General features: G+C 60.8%; 21 protein-coding genes. 6 read left to right on the top strand and 15 right to left on the bottom strand.

Translation table 11 applies throughout. From position 1 onward, the window contains the following. Positions 1–9 precede the first annotated feature (9 nt). Genes EV664_RS06085 through EV664_RS06095 form a run of 3 tightly spaced genes read right to left on the bottom strand, consistent with a single transcriptional unit; the run spans position 10 to position 2,113 of the window. Positions 10–621: a DUF1788 domain-containing protein gene (locus EV664_RS06085; RefSeq protein ID WP_133494817.1), complete on the bottom strand. Its 612-nt coding sequence runs from the start codon at positions 619–621 to the stop codon at positions 10–12. Continuing rightward, complete coding sequence (locus EV664_RS06090; protein WP_229668156.1) at positions 621–1,244, bottom strand: DUF1819 family protein; 624 nt, start codon at positions 1,242–1,244, stop codon at positions 621–623. The genes EV664_RS06085 and EV664_RS06090 overlap by 1 nt, the downstream gene beginning before the upstream one ends. Beyond that, a complete protein-coding gene (locus EV664_RS06095; protein ID WP_133494818.1) occupies positions 1,241–2,113 on the bottom strand; it encodes a BrxR family helix-turn-helix transcriptional regulator in 873 nt (290 codons plus the stop codon). Before EV664_RS06095 ends, EV664_RS06090 begins: the two co-directional genes overlap by 4 nt. 409 nt (positions 2,114–2,522) lie before the next feature. On the opposite strand from EV664_RS06095, the gene EV664_RS06105 reads away from it, so the two are divergent. Genes EV664_RS06105 through EV664_RS06120 form a run of 4 tightly spaced genes read left to right on the top strand, consistent with a single transcriptional unit; the run spans position 2,523 to position 4,100 of the window. Continuing rightward, the gene (locus tag EV664_RS06105) at positions 2,523–3,167 is read left to right on the top strand and encodes a S24 family peptidase (protein ID WP_133494820.1); all 645 of its coding nucleotides are present in this window, start codon (positions 2,523–2,525) and stop codon (positions 3,165–3,167) included. Positions 3,168–3,178: 11 nt separating this feature from the next. Further along, on the top strand, positions 3,179–3,604 hold the full coding sequence (locus tag EV664_RS19500; protein ID WP_133494821.1) for a thermonuclease family protein: 426 nt from the start codon (positions 3,179–3,181) through the stop codon (positions 3,602–3,604). Beyond that, on the top strand, positions 3,595–3,903 hold the full coding sequence (locus EV664_RS06115) for a DUF5818 domain-containing protein (RefSeq protein ID WP_133494822.1): 309 nt from the start codon (positions 3,595–3,597) through the stop codon (positions 3,901–3,903). The genes EV664_RS19500 and EV664_RS06115 overlap by 10 nt, the downstream gene beginning before the upstream one ends. Continuing rightward, positions 3,903–4,100, top strand: a complete 198-nt coding sequence (locus EV664_RS06120) for a DUF6961 family protein (RefSeq protein ID WP_103729568.1) — start codon at positions 3,903–3,905, stop codon at positions 4,098–4,100. Before EV664_RS06115 ends, EV664_RS06120 begins: the two co-directional genes overlap by 1 nt. A gap of 33 nt (positions 4,101–4,133) precedes the next feature. Here the strand turns inward: EV664_RS06120 and EV664_RS06125 are convergent, their stop codons facing one another. From EV664_RS06125 to EV664_RS06140, 4 genes are all read right to left on the bottom strand, one after another. Then, on the bottom strand, positions 4,134–4,373 hold the full coding sequence (locus EV664_RS06125; protein ID WP_133494823.1) for a hypothetical protein: 240 nt from the start codon (positions 4,371–4,373) through the stop codon (positions 4,134–4,136). A 72-nt stretch (positions 4,374–4,445) separates the two neighbouring features. Then, positions 4,446–7,382 carry a MobF family relaxase gene (mobF, locus tag EV664_RS06130; RefSeq protein ID WP_133494824.1) on the bottom strand — a complete coding sequence of 979 codons (2,937 nt, stop codon included), beginning with the start codon at positions 7,380–7,382 and terminating at the stop codon, positions 4,446–4,448. A 37-nt stretch (positions 7,383–7,419) separates the two neighbouring features. Continuing rightward, positions 7,420–9,804 (bottom strand): type IV secretion system DNA-binding domain-containing protein, encoded by a 2,385-nt coding sequence (locus tag EV664_RS06135; protein WP_133494825.1) that lies wholly within the window; start codon positions 9,802–9,804, stop codon positions 7,420–7,422. After that, positions 9,794–10,126 carry a ribbon-helix-helix protein, CopG family gene (locus tag EV664_RS06140; protein ID WP_133494826.1) on the bottom strand — a complete coding sequence of 111 codons (333 nt, stop codon included), beginning with the start codon at positions 10,124–10,126 and terminating at the stop codon, positions 9,794–9,796. The genes EV664_RS06135 and EV664_RS06140 overlap by 11 nt, the downstream gene beginning before the upstream one ends. Positions 10,127–10,567: 441 nt before the next feature. Between EV664_RS06140 and EV664_RS06145 the strand changes: the two genes are divergently transcribed. Further along, the gene (locus tag EV664_RS06145) at positions 10,568–10,762 is read left to right on the top strand and encodes a hypothetical protein (protein WP_103729563.1); all 195 of its coding nucleotides are present in this window, start codon (positions 10,568–10,570) and stop codon (positions 10,760–10,762) included. 102 nt (positions 10,763–10,864) lie between these two features. On the opposite strand, the gene EV664_RS06150 is transcribed toward EV664_RS06145, so the two are convergent. Continuing rightward, complete coding sequence (locus EV664_RS06150) at positions 10,865–11,101, bottom strand: hypothetical protein (protein WP_013832744.1); 237 nt, start codon at positions 11,099–11,101, stop codon at positions 10,865–10,867. Positions 11,102–11,373: 272 nt separating this feature from the next. Between EV664_RS06150 and EV664_RS06155 the strand changes: the two genes are divergently transcribed. Then, a complete protein-coding gene (locus EV664_RS06155; protein ID WP_229668155.1) occupies positions 11,374–11,658 on the top strand; it encodes a DUF6437 family protein in 285 nt (94 codons plus the stop codon). 118 nt (positions 11,659–11,776) lie between these two features. On the opposite strand, the gene EV664_RS06160 is transcribed toward EV664_RS06155, so the two are convergent. From EV664_RS06160 to EV664_RS06190, 7 genes are all read right to left on the bottom strand, one after another. Continuing rightward, positions 11,777–12,166: a single-stranded DNA-binding protein gene (locus EV664_RS06160; protein WP_038575578.1), complete on the bottom strand. Its 390-nt coding sequence runs from the start codon at positions 12,164–12,166 to the stop codon at positions 11,777–11,779. A gap of 298 nt (positions 12,167–12,464) precedes the next feature. Beyond that, positions 12,465–12,893, bottom strand: coding sequence for a DUF6915 family protein (locus tag EV664_RS06165; protein ID WP_133494827.1), 429 nt, complete (start codon positions 12,891–12,893; stop codon positions 12,465–12,467). Between the two features lie 10 nt (positions 12,894–12,903). Continuing rightward, positions 12,904–13,341: a DUF6878 family protein gene (locus EV664_RS06170; protein ID WP_133494828.1), complete on the bottom strand. Its 438-nt coding sequence runs from the start codon at positions 13,339–13,341 to the stop codon at positions 12,904–12,906. 117 nt (positions 13,342–13,458) lie between these two features. After that, positions 13,459–14,412 carry a DUF2493 domain-containing protein gene (locus EV664_RS06175; RefSeq protein WP_098108455.1) on the bottom strand — a complete coding sequence of 318 codons (954 nt, stop codon included), beginning with the start codon at positions 14,410–14,412 and terminating at the stop codon, positions 13,459–13,461. 300 nt (positions 14,413–14,712) lie between these two features. After that, positions 14,713–15,135, bottom strand: coding sequence for a hypothetical protein (locus EV664_RS06180; protein ID WP_133494829.1), 423 nt, complete (start codon positions 15,133–15,135; stop codon positions 14,713–14,715). Positions 15,136–15,146: 11 nt separating this feature from the next. Beyond that, the gene (locus EV664_RS06185) at positions 15,147–16,088 is read right to left on the bottom strand and encodes an ArdC family protein (RefSeq protein WP_098108457.1); all 942 of its coding nucleotides are present in this window, start codon (positions 16,086–16,088) and stop codon (positions 15,147–15,149) included. Positions 16,089–16,243: 155 nt separating this feature from the next. Further along, positions 16,244–18,232: a ParB/RepB/Spo0J family partition protein gene (locus EV664_RS06190; protein ID WP_133494830.1), complete on the bottom strand. Its 1,989-nt coding sequence runs from the start codon at positions 18,230–18,232 to the stop codon at positions 16,244–16,246. Between the last annotated feature and the right edge of the window lie 185 nt (positions 18,233–18,417).

The following is an 18,417-nucleotide window of genomic DNA, read 5'->3' on the forward strand; positions in this document are numbered from 1 at the left end:
CCGGCCCCCTCAGACCTCGTAATTGAAGATGTTGAATGCACGATAATATTTGTCGTCGTGCAGAATTCCGAAAAGATCCAGCGAGGCCCCGCTGGCTAAGGCGTGCGTGTAGTTTCCAGGGAAAAACATCAGCGTCGGCTTTTCCTTGGCCGTGCTCTGCAGATTGTTCAGCACGTTATGCGAACGGATATAGGGGAAGACCTCACCCACGCCGGAAAGGAACAGGACGTCAAACGATTGGCTTGCCAGCCTTTTGCCAATTTCAGGTATGAGGTGCGTCTCGGGATCCAAGACGTTTTGTAGAAGCTCTTTGAGCTCGTCTTTCGTGACACCTTGCTCGGCAGCGATCAGCTCATCCCAGATTCCGCGCTCGCGCAGCATTTCGATCGCCAGATCATAGAGGTTGATATCCAGCACCGTGACGCCGCGATTGGCCAGCTGCCTGACCAGCTGGGCCCGCACCTGTTCCATGTCCACAGCGTCGCCAGCCGGGAAAGGGCAGATGAAGAATGGAACCTCGTTCCCCAGGCCCAGCTTCCTGAGAAAGCGCTGGCTTGATACGACTTCCAGTAAATGGTCCTGACGCTCCCGGGGCGTCATCGTGTTTGTATCTCTTGTCATCAGGCACCCCTTTGCCCGCCGAGCTCCGCGCCCGGGAAATATCGCAGTTCATGCGGGTCGCACTGCGCCATCAGGGCCATGAAGCTCGGCGAGAGTAGCGCCCGACAAATATGATCCTCCTGGTTGAGGATCCCCGCCTCCCTCATGAGCCTAAACAGGATCTGACGCAGTTTTTCGCGGGTCGAGGCGCTGATGGCTTCAAGCTCGGGCTCCCATTCAGCCTTGCCCGCATAGAACGCATCGAAGTCGTCGTAGGTGATGTGGGTGCGGAAGCTCAGGAAGCGCTCGGACAGTAGTTCGACGGCGAATTCGCCGATGAACCGATAGCCCCTGCACAGAGCCAGCCAGAGAACCGACAGCTGATCTGCGTGATCGCCATGGCAAAGCAGATCGATTTCATGCGCCTTGAGGACCTCAAGGCGGTTGGCGATCTCCCGGACAGAGCGAGTTACCGACGATTGCTTGCGGAATGGTATGACGCCCTGCTCGCCCGCAGCTTTCTTGACCGCAGTCCAGTCGCCGAGTTCCTGATAGAGACGCGCGATGGCAACACTCTCGTTCAGGAAGAGACCTCCCGTACCAAAAGACATCCGATATTTTGAGCTGCTCGTCTTTCGGATCATCGGTTGGCTCCCCCCGCGTTCTGAGCCAGCACCTGGTCCGCGTTCAAAAGAACAATTTGCTGATCTTGAGGTCGCCGAGCCGACGGGTCCGTGTCGAGCCCAAGGCGCTTTAGTGCGTAGTAGAGGAGCGCGCGCTTGACCGGGATCGTCGCCCTGCCCCGATCCATGGCATAATCGAGTTCGATTGCCTTTCGTTGACCAACGCTAAGATCGGGGTGGGGTGCGATGATAAGGTCAACGTCACAATGCCAATCGGCATCTCGCGAAGCTGCGACATCGGAAGCCTTGCTCGCTCGCGTTTCACCGATGCGGGACAGGACGAAGTCCTTGAATTCACCGCTACGGACGCAGTGGGCACGGGCGTGCCATCTGAACCCGTCAAAGACCAAGGCATGCGGCGCGATCCAGCGCCAGGACGGATCCGGCGAGGACATCGACTGATAGAGGACCTCGAGTGCTTCCTTGCGCTTGATCGCGGTCACGACCGCTCTGAGGACGGGTGCAGACACACCGCGGGCAGGTGTTGGCGCGCAAGCAAACCCCGGAACCCTGCCGATCCAGGCATCGTCAGGCGTAATGATCCCGTCAGCTATCGACCGGATCTGGGTAAGATACCTCTCGGCGTCAGGCTTATGGAAGATTGGCTTGAAGGAAGAGCTTCGCACATAGGTCCGGGCGCTTTTATCGTAGACCATGTTGGTCTCGGCCAGACCCAGATATCTGTTGAGATCGGCTGACGCCTGATTGATCGAAACCCCGAATGTCTCGACGATGTCGCTTCGGTTTACGTGGCCTTCCCAGAACAACCGGAATTCGATGAATTCCAGCCTGCTCTCGACCCCTCTTCGTAATCCTGATTCGCCGTCCATACCCCGTAGCCCCCACAAAAGCTGGACTGACCAGTTTCTGTATGGGCACACCTACTGTACGGATGTGATTAAGGCAATGCGAATCTAATCCGCTAACATGTCGACACGATCCGATAGTGTGGACGCAACGCCCTCTGTAGACACGAGAAAATTAAGAACACGTTGCGTTGTCTTGCGCCTGGGTCGACGCCCTTCGCGCAGATCCTGCACGAAACGGGGGTCCCCGACGGCCTGCCTACCAAACATGCTGGCCTTCGTACCGCTTCGCGCCAAATAGCCCTCAATCTGGTCCAGGAGTTCCATCGCCTTCGACTCGCTTTCCGCTTGTGTTCTTGGTATGTTCTTATTAGGAAGGCTTCCTAGAGTCTAGGATCGAATTTCCTAGACGGATGCGATAGGACCCGCAGCGATGGAAGATGCACGCAAAGCCCTGGATGATCTGATCCAGCAACGAGGCTGTAATTACTCCTCAATCTCCCGCCTTCTTGGACGCAACGCGGCCTACATCCAGCAATACATCCGCCGCGGCAGTCCCCGGCAGTTGGACGAGCAGGACCGCTCCGTGCTCGCCCGCTTCTTCGGAGTAGACGAGAAGATCCTCGGCGCTCCCGAACGGCGATCCGGCCCGGTCGTCGAACTGGTCCATGTCTCGGTCCTTGATGTCGAAGCCTCGGCAGGGCACGGCGCTTTGGCAGAGATGGAATCCAAATGCGCCCAGTTCGGGTTCGACGAGAAGTGGCTGCGCCGCCTGACCGCAAGCAAAGCGACGAGCCTGTCGATCATCGCCGTGCACGGGGATTCGATGGAGCCGACCTTACATGACGGCGATGAAGTCATGGTCGATCTCAATGATGGACAGTCGCGGCTGCGCGACGGGATCTATGTGCTGCGCATGGACGACATGCTCAGCGTCAAGCGGGTCGCTATCGAGCCGCAAGGCAAGCGCGTCTCGGTGCTCAGCGACAATCCGGCCTATCCCAGTTGGCGCGGACTGGAGAAGCGGACGATCAATATCGTCGGCCGTGTGCTTTGGTTCGGCCGCGCGCTTCGCTAGGTAGCTCGCCAATGCTTGCATTCCTCGCTGCCTCGATCGTCGCTGCCGGCCAGACCTTTACCTGCACACCCACGCATGTCTGGGATGGCGATGGGCCCATATGGTGCGCCGAAGGTCCCCATGTCCGCATCGCCGGGATTGCAGCGCGCGAAATAAACGGAACATGCCGGACCAACCAGCCCTGCCCCGACGCGTCGGCTATCGAAGCGCGCGACGCGCTCGTCGATCTTCTTGGCGGCCCTCGAGGGACCGTCTCGACAGGGCACGTCGTGGTTCGTGGACCGAGATTGACATGCCGGTCGGAAGGTTCGGCAGGCGGCAACCGGACGGCTGCCGCCTGCCGACTGCCGAACGGAGCCGATCTCTCCTGCTCGATGATCCAGACACGCACTGTGCTGCGTTGGGATCGCTACTGGAAAGGGCCTGCATGCCGCTAGGCCCGGAACTCTGTCTGACAGGCCGTCTTGCCGAAGGCCCCTTCGGACTTGAACTCCATTCGGGCGGCGGCGTGTGGGAGCTCGACACCAGGCGTGGAGCCCGCCAGTTGCTCGGACGCGAAGTGGAAGTCTGCGGACGCCGCGCCGGGTTCAACGAGCTCATCTGCGATCAGATCTGGCCAGCAGGACAACCTCGCCCTCCTCGCTCCAAATTCAATATTGAACTTCTCTTGGCGTGCAGTGTCGTGGGCTACGGTTTGATCGCGTTCTTCCTCGGCCTTGTTGGACGTCTCGGCTGATGTTGAGCGATTGGGAACTCTGGGCCTGTGCCAACCAGGTCCTGAAAACCCATGGTGAGAATGCACCGCTTCATGTCGCCGAGCAGATCGGCGCGCTCGCGCTGGCGCAGGACGAGGCGGGCATCGCCACTTGGAAAGCCATCGCCAAACGCGTTGCAGAGCTGATGGGAAAGGATCGCCCGACGCGCCTGCAATAAGCCAGTATTACCTCAGCCACATCTCAATGCTGGTCAGCCCATCGGCGAGAGATCGCCTGGAAAGAGAGTGGACTGAGAGCTCCTGCTGGCATTCCCCTCTCCTTCGATCTCCAAACCCTGCATGCGTTCGACCAGGTGGCGCGCGAGATCGACACGAGCATTGCGCTGGGTTCGCGGGTCGTCAGCACCGAGCCCGACAAGCGTTGCTTCGGACGCAACCGCAAGCGCGACCTCGATATGCGTAAACAGGATCTCATCGGCGATTCGGGACATGGTCGATATGAGAACAAAAAAAGAACTAACAGTCAACCGGTGCCATATGGACCCATGCGGATATCCGCTGTGTCAGATCCCGATTTCGAAGGGCTTGGTGATCGAGCGATCGAGTTCGGGCGGCTCGCGAGCCGGTTCTTGCGAACGATCAGACGCCTTGCCCTTCGCCTGGCCCATTGCTGCCGCATCGCGCAGCTGATTGACCGTTTCGAGCGCCGAGCGTTTCATTCCCGGATTGCGCTCAACAGCTGCTTCGAGCTTGCCCACATTGTCGACAAACAGGGTCAGACCATCGCGCAGGCGGGTTATCGTGACGAGGAATGTCTGCTGGTTGGCGAGATTGCGTTCGCGGCTGTCCATGACGGCAATCCCGCGGTCGGAGGTCAGGCCCTGCGCCATGTGCGCGTTGAGCGCGTAAGCGAGATCAAGACGCTCGAGCATGGGGTCGCTCAGCCCCAGCCGGTGTTCGGCGCCAAGGGAGGTTTTCACCGTAACACCCTTCCCATCAATCGCCACGATGCGCGCCTGATCGGCGTTGAGCAGGCCGCGCTTGTGATCGGTCGCCGTCCAGCGAATGCGGTCGCCATCGTGGATTTCGAGTGGGCGAACCTCAAACAGGCGCAGTGGATCCTGCTCACCCTGCGGTCGCATTTGGCCCGGCCGGAATTCAAAGCGCTTGCCCCGCTCGTTCTGCAGCATCACGCGTTCGCGGGTCGGATCGGTTTCGACCACTTCATAGCGGCCCTTCTGCAGCCCCTGCCCCCTTTGCCGGCGGTCGACTTCGAGCACCATGCCGGTAGCATAGCTGCGCGCATAGCGCATTTCCTCACGCGTCAGGTTGACGCGCGACAGCACTGTGAGAGCCAAGGAACCCGGTCCCAATTCGCCATTGGCCTCGAGCCCGATTTGGACGGCTTCATTCACCTGTCCGCGCAAGTTGCGACCCGAAGCATAAATCGCGGTCACCTCCCGCTCTGCAGGCGAAAGCGATAGCCAAGCCGCCGCGGCGTCGACGGCAGCTGTATTTCCCGACGCGACGACATGCGGGCCAAGATGTCGCAAGGCCTCGTCGATATTTCCGCCCTGCGCTGCATATTGAGCGTCACACAGCGCTCTCTCTCGCGCGCGCAGATTGGAGTTCATGATGGCGGTTTCGACGCCTGCCTGCTGCATGACGTCGAAAGGTTTGCCCGCATCGACAGCGCCCAATTGCTTCCTGTCCCCAATGCTGGCGAAGCGGTCGAGCTGGAGCAGATTGGCGAGGCGCACCAGCTTTTCCTTGTCGGCATTGCCGACCATCGAGGCTTCGTCGAGCAGCACCGTGGTGCCGCGCAGAGACGCGCGAGCCTCGGCAAGCCTCGCTTGGTCTGCTCCTTCCAGAAGGTCCCGATGTTGGCGCAAGAAGCGCGCGACCGTCATCGACGGAATGCCGGTGTCACGTTCAAGCATCTGCACGAGCGTGTTCTGGACTGCGAGCCCCAGCACGGACCTGCCTTCCTCGCGCAAGATGTCGGCCACAGGTTTGAGGACGGTACTCTTGCCGGCGCCAGCTACGCCTTGAATAGCGACAATTCGGTTATGCGAAGCGAGAAGCAGGCGCCCTGCCCCCTCCTGCCCAGGGTTCAAGGTCAGGCCATATTTGAGCTGAGAGAGCGCCTGTAGCCGCCCTCCGGCCACATCAGCTTCGACCACCGCCGTCCCATGTCCCCGGCCACCTTCGACGGCGGCGATGATGCGCTGTTCGAGGCCGATCGCATCGCGGGTCGTGACAAGATTGCGATCTGCACCCTTGCCTTTTTGCAGGTGGCCCTGGCGCAGCAACTGGTCGATGCGGTGTTCGATGTCGGGGAGCATGGTGGGCAAGGCGAAGCCTAGCGCTGAGCGATATATCTCGGTCCGCGAGAACGCTGCCTCGCGCTCGCCCAAGTGCCGGATCGCCGATGCGACCGCATGAACGGCGGCGATCTGCTCGGGCGTCCGGCGCCCCATGTCGCGCGGCACAAGCGGGTCGCCCTGACGTAGCCCCAGACGCTCCGCAAACGTCGCAGCCAGCATCCGCGCCCGCTGGCCGATCGATCGCACCGAGTTTCCAATTCCGGAGACAGAGCCAATGTCGGTGGCGGCCCGTGCATTGGCCTGTGAAATGACAAGCCTCGGATCAAAGCCCAACTGTGCTGCTGCCTCGCGCCATTGGTTCACGAGAGCATGGCGGTCTGCCACCGGCCCTTTGTCCGCCCGGGTCATCAGATTGGCCGCATTGCGCGCCGCGAGGCCTTTGCCTTCCATCGTCGAAAGCTTGTCGAGGATCTCGGCACGGCGCGAACTGAAGGCATCACGAACGGGTTTGGGAACGCCCACCGCTTCGAAATTGCCATGCTTGCCGTATTCCCCAACCTGGTAGCCGAGCTTTTCTACGGCTAAGCGGAAGCGCGCCATGGTCATGGCATTGAGCAGCGTGTTGTGCTCCCAGATCTTGTCATTTCTCAGCGCTCGCCATTTGCCATCGGGCCCCTGGGTTACATTGGCAACCACGGCGTGAAAGTGCGCGTTGGGCTCCTGATTGCGGTTCGTATCGTGCTGGAAAAGCCCGATCACGAGATTGCGCGTCGCGACCACCCGTTCCTTGCCTCGGACCTCCATGCGGGTTTCGGCGAGATTCTTCTCAGCCCAGGCCAGAGTCTCGCGAACGGCAGCGCCATAGGCATCGAGGATACGCCTGTCGCCGCCGACGAGGGCAAGGATGGACCAGCTCTTGGGCATCGAGAATGTGAGGTCGGTGCCGGCGCGACGGGCCCTGTTGTCGCTCCCGACACGGCTTCCATCGGGCAGCATGCCCTTGAGCACGGCCTCAAACTGCGAGGCTTCGATAACGCCTCGCAGTCCAAGCGCCTCCGCGCCTTTGCCAAGCCATTGACCAGATCTCTCGGCATCGGCGCGGGTATAGTAATTGTCGGCGGCAAAGTAGTTGGCAGCGCCGCCGGCGGTACGGACATTGGCTACAGAAAGCATCAGGTCTCACTCCGCCAGACGGCGTCTGCCTCGTGTGTCACAGTTCGAAATCGCCGAGATCGGGCCCCTCTTGCGAAGGCTGATCCTGCTCGGGAACGCCGTCTTCGAGCATGAGCTTGCGGGCTTCTGCCTCTCGCTGGCGCTGGGCTGTCCGGTCGACGGCTTGCGGCTTATCCGAGGGCGGATTGGCCCGCGGCAAGTCGCTTCGGCGTCCCTCCTTCACGCTATTCGATGGCTGCTTCTCATCGGGATGATCGCCTTTGCGGAGCGCCGCATTCGTGGGCACCAATGGACGGGAATTGCGCGGCGTTGCCTCGTGCGCTTTGGGCGACGATTTTCGCGACTGACCGGACTTGCCTGACGGCTTCCTGGGGCCGTCGGGAATGTCCTTTTCTGCCCGTTTCGCCGCCTGCTGGCGTGATTGCTTGGCATCCGCCTCGACTACCGGCTCTAGCGGAAGAGTACCTTGCTTTGGGACGACAGGCTTGCCTGCCCCGTCATCATTCGACGAAGGATGTTCGCTCTGGTTTGCTGGGGGATTGGCAGCTGTCTCGCCGCCTTCACTCTTCCCTTCGACCTGCCGGATTGGCTCTCGATCCTTGGCCCGACCGACGAAGACATGCGCGATTCTTTCCCGGTCTATCGGCTTCAGACGGACCGGCGCCGCAGGAAAGCCGTCCGGGAATTTGATGAAGCCTGACAGGCGCGGCAGGTTCATTAACTGGTCAGGCAGCAGTAAGGGCTCGATATGCTTGCGCGGCGTCAGGCTGACAGCGTCGCGGGCATTGTTGTAGCCATAGGTGTAGCCTTCTTCCATGTCGCGAACCTGGCGATGACCGATGAAGTCGGAACACCAGGTAGCTGTCTCGCGGTCTGCCGTACCGAGGATCAATTTGGTCCGGGCAAGCGATGCAAGCGTCATCGCCATGTTCTCACCGTAGACCTCCTTGAGCTTGGCGTAGGCATGGATGCCGGTGACGATTGCGCCGCCGAAATTGCGCGCTGTCTGCAGGCCTTTCTCGAGAGCGGGGAGCCGGTGAAGCGCGCCCAGCTCGTCGATGAAGAACCAGCATTTGAGGTCCTTGGTGCGCGGCATCGTCATCAGCGTGTTCATCGCCGTATCGAGCCACAGCGTGAGCAGCTGCGCGCACACGCTCATGTCGACGTAGCGCGCGGAGATGAAGACCATCGAGCCACTTCTTTTGGCGTTAGTGCCTTCGTCGTCATGGGCGCCCTCCTCGATCCAGTCGCGGACCGAAAAGCGGCGCCCGGAAGTGGGCAGGAGCTTCAGCGCCTTGGCGTTCACGTTGAACACTGCCCGGATCGATTCCGCCATGCGCGCGGCTTCAGGAGCAGTCAGGGGATCGGCGATCGTGCCTCGCATCATGGCGTGGACCCGCGAGAGATCAGCGGTCATCAGTTCGCGGGCAAGCGCAGCATTGGTGCCCCGTCCTTCAGCCAACAGCTTGAGGCAGAACTCGACGAACAAGGCACGCGCCGCGATGACCCAGAACAGCGCCTCCCCGCCCCCGTCATGGGGCACGAGGGCTTCCGCTGCCGCCCAGAATTCACCTTCGGTGCGGCATTCGTCGAAGAGGCTCCATTGGGGACAGCGCGCGTCGAGCGGGTTCAGAATGATGTCCCGGTCGGCCTGGTAGAAGTGTTCGATGAAAGCGCCGGTTAGGTCGAATACGACGCAGCGCTGTCCCTTGGCGCGGGCTTCGGCAATCATGTCCGACATGGCGACTGTCTTGCCCATGCCGGTGGTCCCGATGAGCATGGCGTGGCTCTGTTCAAGCCGCCAGGGATAGACAACCGTCGCAAGATGCGAGGGCCGGTATGGAAATGCCGCAGACAGTTCCTTGGGCGAACACAGATGCCATTTCCAACCCATGGCGCTCGAGAGCTCACGGGCGCGCTCGCGCTGGTTGTGCCCGCGCAGTTCATCGACCAGTTCCGGTAGTGTAACGAGCATGGCCCCGCGCTCATGTTTGCGCTCTTTTGAACGGCTGCCGAAGCGCGCTGCGAACCAGTAGAACAGCACGAACGCCGGCACGAGAAGCAAGGCCGAACGCACCAAAGCATCGCCCAGCAAGTCGAGCAAATGATCCCAGGCATTGATCACCGGCGGATAGGCATCGAGCATGATGATGGGGAGCTGGACGGTTCCTCCAAACCCCGTTTCGAGTGCGACCTGTTTGGCCGGATCGAACTCCATGAAGCCGTAGATGGCAGCATAAATTCGCATCCAGACGAGGTAGGCTTCGTGATCGCTCAGCCCTGCCGAAATGGTCCACCAGCTAGTCCAGGAAATGCCGATGGCGGCGATGATCAGCGGCCCCTTGAGACCTGCTGCAAACATGAAGCTGAAGTGTCCGAGCAGCTGACTTCCGCGCGTGAAGTTGACGAGGTTACGCTTCATCGGAACCTCCCTCGCCGGCGTTTGCGGAGAGCCCCAGTTCCTTGCATTTGCGCGCGTAGGCCTGATGGGCTCGCTCACGCAGACCGTGATCGGCATGCCCTGCGAGAAGGGCATCGACGCCGACCATTGTGAACACCGATTGGCGGCTGACGCGGTCCACCGATGTTTCGAGCTTGGATGCAAGATCATCATTTTCGCATGCCTGCGAAAGCAGCGACCGGATCCATTCGCTGACGCTGATTTCGCGCCGCTTTGCTGCAGCACGAACCCGCTCAGCGAGCTCGACGGTGACATGTACCTGGAGAGATTTTGGCCGTGTCATGCACGGACTCCTTGTGGTCAGGAGCCCGGAACGCACTGCGAAAGGCGGTTATTGTCTAAATCAGAAATGAGAACATGTCAAGAACATGTGAGATGCGCAGGAATGCGCCCTTTCTGGCTGCCTTCAATCAAATTCGATTGGCGAATTGGCGACTATTCATTTCTGATTGAGAAGCAGCCATTTTTGCAAGAATCCATCAACGCCCTGTATTTAATATCATTTTTACTGACTACCGCCTGCGATTTGTCGCGTACGGTGTGCTCTTCCGTCCCCAGCTTAGAGGGTAGATCCCAGTGTCATGACCAGCACGGGATCGGCGGTTTTGAAGTCCCAAAACCAAGGGATGAAGACGATGCCGCTCGCTTGCCGATTGTGTTAAAGATCGGACGAGTCCGCTGGCAGGAAGAATGATGTCGCGGGCACCCCACCAGGAGAATGGCTATGGCGGATGTAACACTGAGCGCGACGCCCAAAGGCAACGGATTCCAGGCAACCGTGACCTATTCGAGCGGCGTGTCGATCAGTTCAGCGGAAGCCTTTCCGACGAAGGCCGAGGCCATTTCAGCAGCGGCCATGAAGGTGCTCGACATGCCCGATCGGCTGGAGGAATTCGATGTGTCGGACGCCGAGGACTGATGCTGCAGGGAATGCTCGCGCGAAACCCAGGGGAGGGACGATACGGGACCCGAGCAAAAAGAAAGGAGGAAGCCCTGACGGACTTCCTCCTTGTGTGTAGCCTCAGAATTCATCGCTCAGCTTTCCGGGCACAGTGTCGATGACCCGGTCCAGCATGGCCTTGGGCAGTGCGCCGTAATCGCCCTCATCGACCGCGATGTAACCTGCCTCACCATCGGTCAGGACATATTGGGTGAAGTAGCTGTGAAGGGACCGGGCATGAGCCTTGTCGAGTGCGGCAACGAAAGCTGCCTGATCTGCCTGGAATGAACCCTGCGCGATGTTCAGTGAAGCGTACATGATCTTTCCTCCTGATGTTCGATGCGTCGCATCAGGAGCTGCGAGGATGTGGGTGACGGGCCGGGTCAGGGACCGCGCATAGCGCGGCCGCGAAGCGGCGATGGGGGAAACGATTTTTGCCGGGCTTGCCCGGTAAAAATGGTGGGGCCCCGTCGTCCTTGACGCGGCCCCAAAGCCCGCATCACACTTGGACTTTCTGCGAGAGAGACCTCTCCAACGTCAGCGTGAAAAGCACTGGCATCGCGGCAAAAACCGTTTTCCTACATGGCCCCATGCTGGCACTGTCGCGCGTGGAGGGGACCAACGGCCAGCGAAAGGACAATCTGATGGCCAGGTCCAAACCGAGCGCGCGTAATGCGCTCAAAAAACTGCGGGAGCAGCGCGAAGAACTCGATGCACAGGAGGCCAGGCTCCGTGATGAAGCAGCCGGCGAGCTGGGCAAGGTTCTTCTCGAATGCGGAGCCGAGACGATCGAACCTGCGCAACTGAAGCAGCTCATCCGCGCATCGCTTACCATCGGAATCGACGATGCTCTCAAGCGGCTCTCCCCAGCCTGACACTTCAACCGCGGCGGGGTGTGGGCTCGATGCCCCGCCCCGCCGTTCACGCCAGCGAGCACAAAAAAAAGGCCCCGATGGCGCGAACCATCGGAGCCTTGTTGTTTGCGGGAAGAACTCAGTCCTCGTCGATGTCGGGCGCACCCTCATTGTTCGACGCCCGGCCTTTGGTGAGGAAGTCCACCTTGTCGGCGATGATCTCGCAGCCGTAGCGCTTGGTGCCGTCCTGGTCTTCCCACTGCGTATAGTGGATGCGCCCCTCGACCGTCACGAGCTGGCCCTTGGTGCAATACTTGGCGACGTTCTGGCCGAGCCCGTTGAAGCAGGTCACGCGGTGGAATTCGCTGTCCTTGGCGGTGTAGCCGTTTTCGTCCTTGTAAGTCTTGCCGTCCTTGCGGGCGGGACGGTCGGTGACGACCGAGATCGAGGTGATGTTGGTGCCGCCTTGGGTCGTACGGGTTTCGGGGTCGCGAGCGATGCGGCCAACGAGGATAACGAGATTGGTCATGGTCTTTCTCCTGATCGAGCATTCCGGGTCCATCCCGGCTGCAAACCCGACTAGGAAGCGGCCACGGCGAAGCGCACCGGAGGGAAACCTCGATCTGGTTCGGGTGGTGCGGGCAGCCGGGCGCAGCCCGGCAACTCGGCCGGACCTGATCGGGGTTGCGCGTCTCGACGGGGATGCTTCAGGAAAGGTTTGCTTACAGGCCGGATTGGTCCCGAGTGCCTTGCACAGGCCAAGCCATGACTTTTCGTACTATCGGGATGCGAGGTGCTCCCCTGACATCACCTGCCTCGAAGGCACATCATATCTCGACTACGAAAGCTCGTCCCGAAGACGACGAATGACCTCCTGAAAACGCACCGCCAGCACCAGTCTCCACAGTGCCAAGCGGCATAGGCTCGTCCAGACGGTGCCCCCGCAACATCCAGTCTTGGGGCGTGATTAGGCGCCCCCAATCCGCAAAGGAAGGAATCGTACCCAAGTCCTCGCGGACGTGCTGCTCGCCTACAAGGCGAACGGGCACGACACGGCTGTCGGCGTTGACGATAGTAGGCCCGAACAGCGTCTCGAGCATGAAGATGCCTTCGGCATGGTGCCGGAGGGCCCGGTGCCGCGGATCAGCAAAGATCGCCTTCGACTGGTCAAACCATTGGTGGAGCGGCAGGTAATCTTCTACCACCCCTCCCCATTTCCGGACCGACGACAGGGCGTGATAATAGCAATGAGCCATCGCACTTCTCTTAGAGATCAGTCGAATGGTCGTCGGTCGCCGTGTAACGTAGCTGGCAGTCCAGAACGAAACTCGGCGTAGCCACGTCGATGAACAGTTCGCCGCAGGCACCATCATTGATTTCCCATCCGGGATGATGGCGTTCGAGAGCAAGGTAGGTCAGTTGCTCGAGGGCGGAATTGAGGCTCTGGTCGTCGCCTTCTCCAGCACAGTCGATCGTAACTTCGGGACACGGAACACTCGCCCCGACGGCGTCAGAGAAGACGCATTCTTCGACCGCACCGCTGTCGCCGCACCCAGCGAAACGGATTTCTACGCGGGCAATTTCGGCATTCCGCAACGGGGCAATGATAGCTGCCTTGAGCCGTTGGATTTCACTTTGTGCCTGCGCCGCGCGCTCGGCCTGGCGGACAGCAAAATCCGCCATGATCGCCTGAAAATCAGTCATCAGATTTCTCCTGCAATGTGGGGGCAACGACAGATCGTCTTGCCCACGAGAACAGGCGAATTCTTTCCTCTAAAGGGCTGCGCCAGCGCCGATGGCGCTGGCGCGATGCCGGACGCATCAGTCGGTATCCTGAGCCGCGCGCTTGGGAGAAGTTCCAAGCGGACCGCGGCGATCGACGACGGTAATCCGACGGGATTTGGCTTCGATGACGAGGCGCTCCAGGACCCCGTTTCCGGGAAAGGCGACGACATAACGGGGGTCGAGCGAGAGCATACGCTCGTTGCGCTTGAAGCCTGCGCGCGCGCCCAGGCGCATGTCGAGGGAGAAGCTGATTTGCGGGATGTTGCGTCGTTCCGCCCAAGAAGATGCCAGACGGTCAACGCCCTTGGTATCACCGCCGTGGACAAGCACCATGTCAGGAACCCGGTCGTGAACCTTGTCCAGAGTAGCCCAGACGTTGTTGGCGAAAGTGAGAGCGTCCTGCTCGTTTGGATGGCGTGTGCGGCCACCGGCAAAGATCACCGGCGTACCTTCTGGCATGGCGGCGCGGCGCTTGGCTTCGGACCGGGCTCGGACGAACTCGCGGCCCTCCACAAGCGCGGAAGTCAGCATGGCGCTGTGATTGAAGCGCGAACTCGACACGGGCTTCCACGAGGAGCCAAACTCGTTGAGATAGAGGCCAGCGGCCACTTCGCGCATCTCTTCGAGAGCGAGCATAGCCCCTTCGGCACACTGCGCACGCTCAACCTGGGTCTCGAGTTCATGGGTGTGAATTTCGGATCCATCTGCAGTGGCGACGAGCGCTCGGACTTCGTCGGTTGCGCGGTCGACGGCGGTCGATTTGCGGGTCGCGGAACGGTGGAAGATGTTGACGAACGCCCAGCCGAGGTCCTCGGCATCGGCCTCCAGCGCAGTCCCCGTGACCATTGCAAAGAGATCGGACCAGACCGCTTCGAGAGTCTGGACGACCGCCTCGTGGACCGGAAAGTCATTGGTGGAAACAGGGGCAGGACCAATCGAAAAACCGGAAAGATCGAGGCCGGCAAGTTGGTCAGAAAATGATGAGTGCATGGGTATTGTCCTCCTGACTGGCGTAAGGCTGACGCACCCGCTCATGGCTGCGCCAGCGAGAGCCCGTCAGGGCCAGCTTGAGGCAGTCTCCGCACCCGACAGGGGAAACCCGCTTGGGCAGGCTGGCGCGGGCAGGCCAACGGCCCACAGGGCCGGGCCAACTCGGGCCTGCGCAAGCCGGGTTGCGGCAGACTGGCGGCTGGCCCAGGGCCTTTCTCGCATGGCTTCAGGCCATGAGTGCAAAAGCAAGTTTCGTCAGGGAGGACAGGCACCTCGCCACGATCAAAGTGACTGGCGCATTCAGGCCACCCGTTTTGCGTAGACGCCCTCACCGTTCGACATGTGACCGAGGCAGACGAAGTCGCCGAACAACGCTTCAAAGCGCGAGGCGATCTGGGACAGCCAGCGCTGTGCTCTGGGCGATCTGGCCGTGCGCCAATCGGCATCCCAATAGGCGCCATCGTCACGCTCGACAATCCACACCGCAACCAGGCCGGCGTAAACCGACACGCCGAAATCTGCATAGGCATTGCGCATGAGGATGCGGTCTTCGCGGCCCCGCCAACCGTCGTGGGCGATCAGGGAAGGGAATACCTGCCCTGCGCGCTCGCGCAGATCTTCGCGGAGCCACTCATATTCGAAGTCCCAGTCGTCGTCGTCTTCAACTTCGAGCACGGTGAAGGCCATAACGGCCCCGCTGGGGCAACTGACTGATCGGCCCATGACACCCTCCTTCAGGCAGCCAATGCAGCGTCGGCAGACGCTTCGTCGGCATCATCGGCAGAGGCACGTCCTCCGAGTTTGAGCAGAAGCCTTGATGCTTCCTCCGCCTTTGCGGCAGCGGTGAGAATGGCACGGTCATCCTGCTTCAGGAGCTTGAGCCAGTGCTCGATATAGCTCGCATGGCTATCCAAGTGTGTGACTGGCAGACCGAGTTCAGCGCCAAGCATAGCGCTCGAAAGTTCGGCAATGAGTTCCTCGGCAGCGTAAGCTGCAGAACCAAAGCGATTCTTGAGATTACGGTCGAGGCGGCTGGCATGGCCGGTCCAATGCGACAGCTCGTGCGCGAGCGTCGCGTAATAGTGGTCGAAGCCCGAGAAGAGATGCGCGGGCGGCATTGTCACCCGGTCAGCTACCGGCTCATAATAGGCTTCGTCGCCCTGATGACGCAGGACGGCCGGAATATTGGCAAAGAATGAGTCGAGTTCAGCCTGACGGCCCTCGGGTTCCACCACCTCAAGCGTCGCGGCGGGATGGAAACGTTCCGGAAGACCTTCGACCTGATCGGCATTGAAAACCGGATAGGCCTTTAACACGCGACGACTTTCGTCAGTTTTTTCGCCGGTGTCGGGGGCTTCGACTTCCTTGGTGTAGCTCTTGTAGAATATGGCGATGGTGGATTTTTCGCCCTTGCGCACCTGTGCGCCCAGTTCTTTGGCCTGATTGTAGGTCATCCAGAACGGCGAGGCGTAACCGCACATATCGGCAACCATCCAGAGCCAGAATACATTCATGCCGCGATAAGGGACGCCGCACGCCCGCAATGGACGCGAGACTGGCACACCGCGCCATGGCTTGATCCACGGCTTCGTGCCGGACTCGAGGCGGGCGATGATTTCTTGGGTGATACGGGTAGCAGGCGACACTCCGCCGCTTTGTCCCTTGCGATAGGCCATGTTGGATCTCCTGAAATGGCCTGACGACAGTTCCGTCGGTCAGTGCCGGAGATCCCGGAGCCCCCTCCGCTATCTTTCCATGAAGGAAGCGGCCCCCCGGCATGGGCCGGAGGACCGCTTCACGGTGGCGAGCAGCCGTTCCTGTCAGGAGGAGGTCAGGCAGCCAGCTCGCTCGGGGGCTGATTGTCGTCGTTGGCGACGAAATCCGCGTCGGGACTTTGCGCTTCGTTATCGGCAGGAATCTCCGGCTGGTCGGCAAAGCGCATGACGTCGGGCACCCAGGCGAGCGCCCTTTCCCGAACTTCGACCTCGGTGATGTAGGTCCCCGCGAAGACGCGCTCGGCGCTCATCGCAAGATCGCCCTTTTTCACCGATGCAAAGCGTGAGGACAGTTCCAAACCGCCAACATCGGTGAGCGCATCAAGGATGACCTGCTTCGAGACGCGGTCGAAGTAGTTTGCCGCGGTCGGACGCCACCATTGCGCCATGTCAATGCCGATCGTGCTGCCCAGATGATCCTGGAACGTGATCTGACGTTCGCCTGCCATGTTGAGGCTCGCCTCGAGCGTGCGAGCGACGACGAAGCCGAGCCATGCTGCGCGGCTTTCATCAGCGAGTGCCCGAAACATCTTGAAGCGCGACGAAGCGTCTTCGCCAGATCGCCAGCTCTCATCGAGACCAGAGCGCAGGTCCGCAAGGGATGCGCTTGCCGGCGCATCCTTCGCTTCGAACCCGACAATCGGACCCGCAGGGACGCCGCCACGCAGGGTCGTGGCCGCGCGTGACCGCCAGTCGTGGGTGTCGGCATCCGCGAGGGTGAAGACCATGATGTCGAGCGAAAGGCCGGGATCCGATGCCACGTGGAGCGCGAGCACGTCACGACGTTGCATCGCAAGTTCGTCGACCAGACGCTTGGAAAGCGCTGCACGGCGTTTGCCATCACTGTCGACACTGGCCACGACTTCGACGACATCGTCGTCACCAACGACTTCGATATCGCGCTCGCCGTAGAACACCGGCTGGAGGACCGGTGTCCCGTCGCGCGAGAGAACGAGGATCATTCCGGCATCGGCCTTCAGTTCGGGCGCCAGCTCCGGGGGCTTTGCCCGAATGTCCTGGCATTCGCGCTCAATCGCTTCGATCGTCGCCTCGGCCGCAGCAATTGCTTCTTCTGCGCTGTCTTCATCCTCGAGAATGGCCGCATGCTCGTCGTAGGAAGCATCGAGTTCGTCAAGGCGGGCCAGTTCGGCGTCAGTCAACGGAGCCGGCTCGGCCGGAAGGCGAATGAGGCCTTCCACAAGATCGTGACTGGCATAGGCGTCAAGCGTCGGCTTAACCCAGGCAAGGCCCTGCTCTGCTGCGAGCGACTTGGCGCGTTTCTCCATCTCCTCCGAGGCGAGGGTTTCGAGAAGCGCGACATCAACCCAGGACTCGCTGTCATCGTCGTCGAATAGTTCGCGTTCGATCCGGCCACCTGCAGCGGTATATGCGTCGCGACCGACAAGACGGGCCCGAGCATCGCTGCCGCGAACCGTGCCGGAGAGCACCATGCGCCGGATGCTGTCGGCGCTGGGCGCATAATAGCCCGAGGACGCCTGTTCATAGACGCGAGCCTGAATCTCCTGGTCGGAGGTCGCGCCGAAAGCTTTGGCGAGATCGAGAGTGATTTCGCCAGATGCCAGAGCATCGAAGACGACAGGCGCAAGGGTCGCGAGACGCAGCCGGCCTTCGACGAAGCGGACCGTCAGTCCGAACCTGCGCGCGACATCTTCCGTCGAGGCGCCTGCCTCGATCAGGGCAGCGAACGCCTGCGCTTCGTCGGCGGGGTTCATCGCGAGGCGATGGAAGTTCTCGGCCAGGCTCGTTTCGACTGCGATTTCCGCATCGTCCTCAAGCACGAGGCAGGTAACCTCGTAGCCCTTCGGCAGGACTTTCTCTTCGGCAAGCGCCAGCAAGGCGCAGCGGCGGCGCTCTCCGGCTTCGACCTCGAATTTGCCACGAGCCGCAGGCCGAACGATGAGGTTCTGCAACAGCCCATGGGCTGCAATGCTCGCTTTCAGTTCGGAATCTGCAGCTGGGTCACCGTGGCGGCGCACATTGCGAGGAGACTGGACCAACTTGGTCAACGGGATCGACTTGATCATGGGACATACTCCTGATTGCGAGCACAGGCATCGACCATCGACGCTCCTTCGGCTCAGTCAGAAGCAAGCCCCCTTCCCTCTCTCTTTACCGTGGCCCGTCAGACAGGTGACGTTCTGCGGCCAAACGAAATTATGGAAGAAGGGAACACGGCCCAAGGATCGAACCGATGCTGTTGCATCACGGA

It is taken from the genome of Stakelama pacifica, assembly GCF_004361835.1.
Taxonomy (GTDB): domain Bacteria; phylum Pseudomonadota; class Alphaproteobacteria; order Sphingomonadales; family Sphingomonadaceae; genus Sphingomonas; species Sphingomonas pacifica.